Genomic DNA, 7,660 nt, shown 5'->3' on the forward strand with positions numbered 1-7,660 from the left:
AGACGGATCGAGCAGGGTGATCAAGCAGAAGAAGGGTCGGTAGGGTGCCCGTTGGGCGGTAGCATCGCGTCAAGCAGGCGACGGCCTTGGGGCCAATCGCCCAGGCCGGACGCGGTATTGACGTGCCCGCAGGCGCCGAGGCCGACGCAGCGAGCACCCCAGCGCTGGGCGAGTTTTTGCGCCGCATCCCAACGGCAATAGGGATCGTCGGTACTGGCGGCGAGGGTGGCGGGGAAGGGCAGCGGGGGCTGCGCAAGCGGCCTGCGCCACGGCTGCAATGCCTCGGGCAGCTGTGGGGCGAGCAGATCGGGCGGCGCGACCAGCAGAGCGCAGGCCACGCGGTCGGCATGGCGCGTGCTGGCCGACCAGGCGTCGATCAGATGGCAGCCCAGGCTATGGCCAACGAGGGCGATCGGGCCGGACTGGGCGAGGATGACGTCTTCCAGCCGGGCGATCCAGTCGCCGCGGCGCGGAAAGTCCCAGTTGGCCTGTTCGACCACGGTGTCGCCGTAAAGTTTTTCCCAGCGACGCTGCCAGTGGCCGTCGCTCGAGCCTTGCCAGCCAGGGAGAAGCAGAATGCGGGTCATGCGGCCACGGCCAGGCGGTCAACCATTTCCTGGGCAAACTCGGTGAAAGCTTTGGCGCCGCGGCTGCTTGGGTCGAACACCACGCCGGGCAAGCCATAGCTAGGCGCTTCGGCCAGACGCACATTGCGCGGGATGACGGTGTTGAACACTTTGTCGCCAAAGTGGTTTTTGATCTGCTCGCTGACCTGCTGCTGCAAGGTGATGCGCGGGTCGAACATCACCCGCAGCAGGCCGATGATGCGCAGATCGCGGTTGAGGTTGGCGTGCACCTGTTTGATGGTGTTGACCAGATCGGACAGCCCTTCGAGGGCGAAGTACTCGCATTGCATCGGCACGATGACGCCGTGCGCGGCGCAAAGGCCGTTGAGCGTGAGCAGCCCGAGGGCGGGCGGGCTGTCGATGAGGATGAAGTCGTAGTCGGCATCGACGGTGGCGAGCGTGGTCTTGAGTCGGCGTTCTCGCTGCGGCAGGCTGACCAACTCGACTTCGGCGCCGGCCAACTCGCGGTTGGCGCCGATGAGGTCATACCCGGCTTTTGCGCTGCGTTGCCGGGCCTGGGTAAGTTCGGCCTGCCCGATCAGAACTTGGTAAACCGAGGACTCAAGGGCATGCTTGTCGACGCCGGAGCCCATGGTGGCATTGCCCTGCGGGTCCATATCGATCAGCAAAACGCGCTGGCCGATGTTCGCCAGGGCGGCAGCCAGATTGACACTGGTGGTGGTCTTGCCGACGCCACCTTTTTGGTTTGCGATGCAAAAAATCTGCGCCAAGCCGACTCTCCAGAAAACGGATGTTTCACGTGAAACGGTGCTGAGTGAGGAGCCCAACAGACTTCTGGCTCAGCCGAGGCTGTATTGTGCCGGAGCCGATGGCTCGGCCGCGAAATCAGCGGTTAGGCGACGGCCGCAGCCACACCAGGCAACGCTGTGCATCGAGCCCAGGCACCTGCAGTGGGTCGATCTGCGCGGCCACATCGGCAGGCAATGCAACGATTTCATCTTGAGGCGCTTGGCCTTTCATGGCGCACCACTGGCCGCCGTCGGCAAGCAGGTGCCGGGTGCTTTGAATCAGCAAGGGCAGATCGCTGAAGGCGCGGCTGGTAATGCAATCAAAACCGCGTGCATCGGCCAGAGCCTCGACGCGCGCATGATGGACGCTGACCTGCCTGAGTTGCAGACTGCCGCAGGTCTGCTGCAGAAAGGCGCATTTCTTTTGCACCGTATCGATGAGATGAACTTCCGTGTCGGGCAGGCCGATGGCAAACACGATGCCGGGCAGGCCGCCGCCCGAGCCGACGTCCAACAGGCGCTGCGGGCCTAGTCGCTGCAGGGCGGGCAGGGCGGCGAGGCAATCGGCCAAGTGCAGCCGGGCCATGCCTTCAAGATCGCGCACTGCGGTAAGGTTGAACACCCGGTTCCAGCGTTGCAGCAAGGCGGTGTAGTCGAGCAACTGCCGGCGCTGGCGCTCGGTAAAGTCGAGCTGGAGGGCGGTCAGGGTTTGATGCAGAAAGCCTTCGAGGGAAAAGCCGCCAGCCGTGCGGGGGGTGCTCACACTCACGCGAGGGCATCCTTTTCCAGCTTGAGCGCCTGTTTGAGCACGCCTTTGCGCAAATGAATCAATAGTAAGGAAACCGCCGCTGGGGTCATGCCAGATAGGCGCGATGCCAGGCCGAGTGTCTCGGGGCGGGCCTGATTGAGCTTTTGTTGCACTTCGATAGACAGGCCCGACACTTCGCGGTAGTCGAGATCAGCGGGCAAGCGTAACGATTCCTGCTGCGCGGCGCGCTCGACTTCGTCTTGTTGGCGTTCGATGTAGCCGGCGTATTTCAGGTGTATCTCAACCTGTTCGCGCTCGGTATCGCTCAACGGCGCCTCTGGGGCGAAAGCGGGGTGCGGGAATGCGGCAAGAGTGTCGTAACGCAGTTCTGGGCGGCGCAGCAGGTCGGCAAGGTTGTATTCGCGTTCGATGGATTTGCCCAGCAGCGCTTCAGCCTGTTCGGCCGGCAGACTTTGTGGCGTAACCCAGGTGGTGCGCAGCCGTTGAATCTCGCGCTCAATGGAGTCACGCTTGCGGCAGAACGCATCCCAGCGGGCGTCGTTCACCACGCCGAGTTCGCGGCCGATCTCGGTCAGTCGCAGATCGGCGTTATCTTCGCGCAGACTGAGCCGGTATTCCGCGCGGCTGGTAAACATGCGGTAGGGCTCGCTCACCCCCTTGGTTACCAGATCATCAACCAGCACGCCGAGATAGGCCTGATCGCGCCGCGGACACCAGGCCTCACGGCCCTGTACCTGCAACGCCGCGTTGATACCCGCCAGCAGGCCTTGGGCAGCGGCCTCCTCGTAGCCGGTGGTGCCGTTGATCTGCCCGGCAAAGAACAAGCCATCAATCGCCTTGGTTTCCAACGAGGTTTTCAGTGCCATCGGGTTGAAATAGTCGTACTCGATGGCGTAGCCGGGACGCAGCAGGTGGGCATTTTCCAGCCCCGGTATCGAGTGCACCATGGCAATTTGCACATCGAAGGGCAGGCTGGTGGAGATGCCATTGGGGTAAAACTCGTTGGTCTGCAGCCCCTCGGGTTCGAGAAAGATCTGGTGCGAGGACTTGTCGGCGAAACGGTGAATCTTGTCTTCGATGCTCGGGCAATAGCGCGGGCCCACGCCTTCGATCACTCCGGTGAACATCGGGCTGCGATCGAGCCCGGCGCGAATGATGTCGTGCGTCTGCTCGGTGGTATGGGTGATCCAGCAGGCGACCTGCGCGGGGTGTTGATCGGCAGAGCCGAGAAAACTGAAAACCGGCATCGGGTTGAGGTCGCCCGGCTGCTCAATCAGCTTGGAAAAGTCGATGGTGCGGCCGTCGATGCGCGCCGGCGTGCCGGTCTTGAGCCGCCCCTGCGGCAGCGAGAGCGCCTTCAGCCGGGCAGACAAACGCAGCGACGGCGGATCGCCGGCACGCCCGGCGGCGTATTGGTCGAGTCCGATGTGAATTTTCCCGTCCAGAAACGTCCCAGCGGTCAGCACCACGGTGCGGGTGCGAAAGCGGATGCCCGTCTGCGTGACCACGGCCGTAACCCGCTCGCCCAGGCCGGTCGATTCCACCAGCAAATCATCGGCAGCCTGCTGGAACAGCCACAGATTGGGCTGGTCTTCCAGCCGCCCACGTATGGCGCGCTTGTAGAGCAGGCGGTCGGCCTGCGCCCGGGTGGCGCGCACCGCAGGGCCTTTGCTGGCGTTGAGAATGCGGAACTGGATGCCCGCTTCGTCAGTCGCCTCGGCCATCGCGCCGCCCAGCGCGTCCACCTCTTTGACTAGGTGCCCTTTGCCGATTCCGCCTATCGACGGATTGCACGACATCTGACCGAGGGTTTCGATATTGTGCGTCAGCAACAAGGTGGCGCAGCCCATGCGCGCAGCGGCCAGAGCCGCCTCGGTGCCGGCATGGCCACCCCCGATGACAACGACATCAAAGTTACGCGGATAATCCACTGTGTGTCTCCTCAACCCGATCATTTTATGCGGGTTTACCCGGTGCGGCAGCTTGGTCGGGCTTTGTTTCACGTGAAACATATCCGCGAACCGCATTATTTTGATCTATCGCCTCAATTCCATGCAAACCCTGCGCGAACTGCAAGAGCTCTATCCCTCGATGACTTCTGTGCCCACCATTGAGCTGGAGGCGGAATGGGCTGGCGGGGCGACCGTCATGCAGGTGCCGCGCGGAACACAGCTTTTCGCGCCCGACGCGAACTGCGGTGGGTTCCCGCTGGTGTTGTCTGGCGAGGCGCGTGTGTTTCGCATGGCGCCATCCGGACGGCAGTTGGAGATGTATCGCCTGACGCCGGGTGAAATCTGCCTGGTGTCGTCGGCCAGCCTGTTTTCGGGTGAGGTGCTCACTGCCTTTGCGGAAATGCAGACCGATGGGGCGCTGTGGATGATCCGCCCTGAATTGTTCGAGCATTGGCTGCAATGCGCTCCCGCCTTTCGCCAGTTCGTCCTCGGCCAGTTTGCCGCGCGCATGGCCGACCTGACTGCATTGATCGATGCGCTGGCCTTTCATCGCCTGGATCAACGTCTGGCGCAAGCCCTGCTGGGCCAAGGGCCGCGTCTGCAGAGCACCCATCAGCAACTGGCTGACCGGCTGGGCACGGCGAGGGAGATCGTCACCCGCCTGCTCAAGCGCTTCGAGGCCGCCGGGTGGGTGGGGCTGTCGCGCGAGAAGATCGACATTCTGCAGCCCGCCGTACTGCGCCAAGTGGCAGCCGGGGAGGTGTCGGGGTAAAACGCGTGTGACCGAGGTCACTGTGCGCCCGCACGAATCGGTGTCAAATTGCAATATTCTTTTTTCAAGGAGTGGGCCATGAAATTCAACGTCGGCGGTATCGATCGCATTCTGCGCATTATTGTGGGCATCGTTCTGATCGCCTTGAGCCTGATGGGCACCATCGGCGTCTGGGGTTGGATCGGCATTGTGCCGCTGGTCACGGGCCTGTTCAAATTCTGCCCGCTGTATTCCATCATCGGCATGAACACCTGCCCGATGAAAAAATAAGGCTGGCGGCAATGTGCCGTGTTTTCAGAGAAAGCGCCCCCTGACAACAGGCGGCGCTTTTTTCATGATTGTTCAAAAAAACGCGTCGTGCGCCGTCTTGAGAATGAGCGCTGCAACGACCAGCAGAAATACGCTGCGCACAAAGTGCGTGCCGCGGCGCAAGGCGAGCCGGGTGCCCAGCAGGCTACCCGCAATATTGCACACCGCGATGAGCGCGGCATACTGCCACATGACGTGGCCTTTGCTGGCGAACACCAGCAGGGCGGCCAGATTGCAGGCCACGTTGACAACTTTGGCGCTGGCCGAGGCATGGAGAAAATCAAAACCAAAGCCACGGACAAACAGGAAAATCAAGAAGTTACCCGTACCTGGCCCAAAAAATCCGTCGTAAAACCCGATCAGCAGACCACCGCCAACCGCCAGGGCCCGCTCGGCCGTGCCGCTCAAGTGCGGGGCATGGTGATGTCCTAAATCCTTGCGCTTGAGGGTGTAGAGCAGTACGGCCAGCAGGATGAACGGCAGGGCCTGCCGAAAATCAGTCGACTTGACCTGTGTGATGAGCCAGGCGCCACCCAGCGCGCCGACAAACGCAGCAAGGGTGGCGGGCGCCACGGTGGACCAAGGGGGCTGCACCCGGCGCACATACGACCACATTGACGCCGAAGTGCCCCAGATGGCGCCGCCTTTGTTGGTGCCAAACAGCGTGGCAGGAGCGGCGTCTGGAAACGCGGCGAACAGGGCGGGTACGAGCACCAGACCGCCACCACCGACGATGGCATCGACAAAACCGGCAAACAATGCGGCCATGCCGAGCAGGATCAGTTCCATATTGGGGGCAGGCGTGGGGAGCGGGGCGTAAAAAAGCACCGGAACGAGCGTTCACGGTGCTTCGGGGTACTGCTGGCGCTGCCATCTTGTGTAGCGCTGTTGTCGTGAAACAACCTGGGTTTCAGGCCGTTTGTCTCCTCGGTCCCTCTTTTTGGGGTGCGTCGGGTGAGCCCAATCGCAATAGAAAACATTGTTCGAATTTTGGGTGCTGCGCGCACTAGGGACGAACCCTGAGAGTTGAGGTTAGCGTCCCAGGCCTGGAAACAACTTGATCAGACCGTCGCTCATCATTTCCACCGCGAGCGCCGAGAGGATCAGGCCCATCAAGCGGGTCATCACATTGATGCCGGTCTTGCCCAGAAACCGCGCAATCGGTTCGGCCGCCATGAAACAGAGTGCGGCGGCCCCGGCAATGATCACGCCGTAGCCTATCAGCACCGCGTGCTGCCACCAGTGATGTGAGTTGCTGGCATAGATGATCACCGTACTGATGGTGGCCGGGCCGGTGAGCAAAGGGATGGTGAGCGGCACCACGGCCACGCTGGCGCGGTCGACGGCCTCTTCCACTTCGTCGCTGGTCGATTTGGTGGCGCCAGTTTTGGCGTTGAGCATGTTGATGGCGCTAATGAGCAGCAGCAAGCCGCCGCCGACCTGGAACGACGCGATGGAAATGCCGAAGAAGTGCAGCAGATCCGCGCCGATCAGCGTGCTGATGGCGATGACCAGAAACGCCGAGATCGAAGTGACGAGGATGGTCCGCTTCTTCTGCTCCCGCGAGAAACTCTCGGTGAACAAAATGAAAAAGGGAATGATGCCCAGCGGATTGACGATCGCCAGCAGGGCGATCAAGGGCTTGACCAGATTCATGAACTTGGAATTGTGAGTGCGCTGGCTCCATTATCGGTGCCCTCGCGCTCAATTCACCGCCGTGCGTGACGGCCCAGCGTTCAGATCACCCGCGAATAGCGGGGCTGCAACAGTTGCTCGCGCGGCTGATGCAAATAGCCATCGAACTGCATGGCGACGATGCGCACCAGCAGGCGGCCCTGCGGAGTGACCTGGACGCGCAGACCTTGCGGGCCTTCGCGCACGACCAATCCGGCTTCTTCCAGCGGCTTGAGGCGCTGCAGGTCGAGCGCAAAGGTGGCGACGGCGTCCACTTTGAATTCGTCGGCCAGCGCGGCGAGATCGAGGTGGAAATCGCACATCAGCCGCTGAATGGCGGTGCGGCGCAGGTGGTCTTCGGGGGTGAGATGCACCCCGCGCGCCGTGGGCAGCTTGCCGAAAGCCAGCATCTCGGTGTATTCGTCGATGGTCTTGGCGTTTTGCGCGTAGCAGTTGCCGACGTTGGAAATGCTGGACACGCCGAAGGCCAGCAGATCGAGTTCGGCCTGCGTGGAGTAGCCTTGGAAATTGCGGTGCAGCTTGCCCTCGCGCTGGGCGCGGGCGAGCTCGTCGCCCGGCTTGGCGAAGTGATCCATGCCGATGTAGACATAACCCGCTTCTTCCAGCCGGCGGATGGCCAGACCCAGCAGGCCGAGCTTGACGTCGGCCGTGGGCAGCTCCTCGGCGTTGATGCGGCGCTGCGGCTTGAAAATGTGCGGCAGATGCGCGTAGCTGTAGAGCGAGAGCCGGTCGGGCGAGATCTCTATCACCTGATCGAGGGTGCGGGCGAACGAGTCCAGGTTCTGGAA

9 protein-coding genes are annotated in these 7,660 nt (G+C 62.3%); 2 read left to right on the forward strand and 7 right to left on the reverse strand.

Annotated features, from left to right (window positions below; all coding sequences use genetic code 11):
- Positions 1–20 precede the first annotated feature (20 nt).
- The 4 genes from AC2VLV_RS12055 to mnmG form a co-directional block, all read right to left on the reverse strand.
- Complete coding sequence (locus AC2VLV_RS12055; RefSeq protein ID WP_486990218.1) at positions 21–587, reverse strand: RBBP9/YdeN family alpha/beta hydrolase; 567 nt, start codon at positions 585–587, stop codon at positions 21–23.
- Complete coding sequence (locus tag AC2VLV_RS12060) at positions 584–1,357, reverse strand: ParA family protein (protein WP_486990219.1); 774 nt, start codon at positions 1,355–1,357, stop codon at positions 584–586. The genes AC2VLV_RS12055 and AC2VLV_RS12060 overlap by 4 nt, the downstream gene beginning before the upstream one ends.
- Positions 1,358–1,472: 115 nt before the next feature.
- Entirely contained in the window at positions 1,473–2,144 is a 672-nt protein-coding gene (gene rsmG / locus AC2VLV_RS12065; RefSeq protein ID WP_486990220.1) for a 16S rRNA (guanine(527)-N(7))-methyltransferase RsmG, read from the reverse strand.
- Positions 2,141–4,099, reverse strand: coding sequence for a tRNA uridine-5-carboxymethylaminomethyl(34) synthesis enzyme MnmG (gene mnmG, locus AC2VLV_RS12070; RefSeq protein ID WP_486990226.1), 1,959 nt, complete (start codon positions 4,097–4,099; stop codon positions 2,141–2,143). The genes rsmG and mnmG overlap by 4 nt, the downstream gene beginning before the upstream one ends.
- Before the next feature lie 97 nt (positions 4,100–4,196).
- Here mnmG and AC2VLV_RS12075 point away from each other — a divergent pair, with 97 nt between their 5' ends.
- Both AC2VLV_RS12075 and AC2VLV_RS12080 read left to right on the forward strand, forming a co-directional pair.
- On the forward strand, positions 4,197–4,868 hold the full coding sequence (locus AC2VLV_RS12075; RefSeq protein WP_486990221.1) for a Crp/Fnr family transcriptional regulator: 672 nt from the start codon (positions 4,197–4,199) through the stop codon (positions 4,866–4,868).
- Positions 4,869–4,946: 78 nt separating this feature from the next.
- Positions 4,947–5,138 carry a YgaP family membrane protein gene (locus AC2VLV_RS12080; RefSeq protein WP_013107575.1) on the forward strand — a complete coding sequence of 64 codons (192 nt, stop codon included), beginning with the start codon at positions 4,947–4,949 and terminating at the stop codon, positions 5,136–5,138.
- A 72-nt stretch (positions 5,139–5,210) separates the two neighbouring features.
- Here the strand turns inward: AC2VLV_RS12080 and AC2VLV_RS12085 are convergent, their stop codons facing one another.
- The 3 genes from AC2VLV_RS12085 to AC2VLV_RS12095 form a co-directional block, all read right to left on the reverse strand.
- Positions 5,211–5,966 (reverse strand): sulfite exporter TauE/SafE family protein, encoded by a 756-nt coding sequence (locus AC2VLV_RS12085; RefSeq protein WP_486990222.1) that lies wholly within the window; start codon positions 5,964–5,966, stop codon positions 5,211–5,213.
- A 243-nt stretch (positions 5,967–6,209) separates the two neighbouring features.
- Positions 6,210–6,833 carry a MarC family protein gene (locus AC2VLV_RS12090; RefSeq protein WP_486990223.1) on the reverse strand — a complete coding sequence of 208 codons (624 nt, stop codon included), beginning with the start codon at positions 6,831–6,833 and terminating at the stop codon, positions 6,210–6,212.
- An 80-nt stretch (positions 6,834–6,913) separates the two neighbouring features.
- Positions 6,914–7,660: oxygen-independent coproporphyrinogen III oxidase (locus AC2VLV_RS12095; RefSeq protein ID WP_486990224.1), on the reverse strand; the 747-nt coding region annotated here is incomplete at its 5' end.

It is taken from the genome of Thiomonas sp. TH-17, from assembly GCF_057473305.1.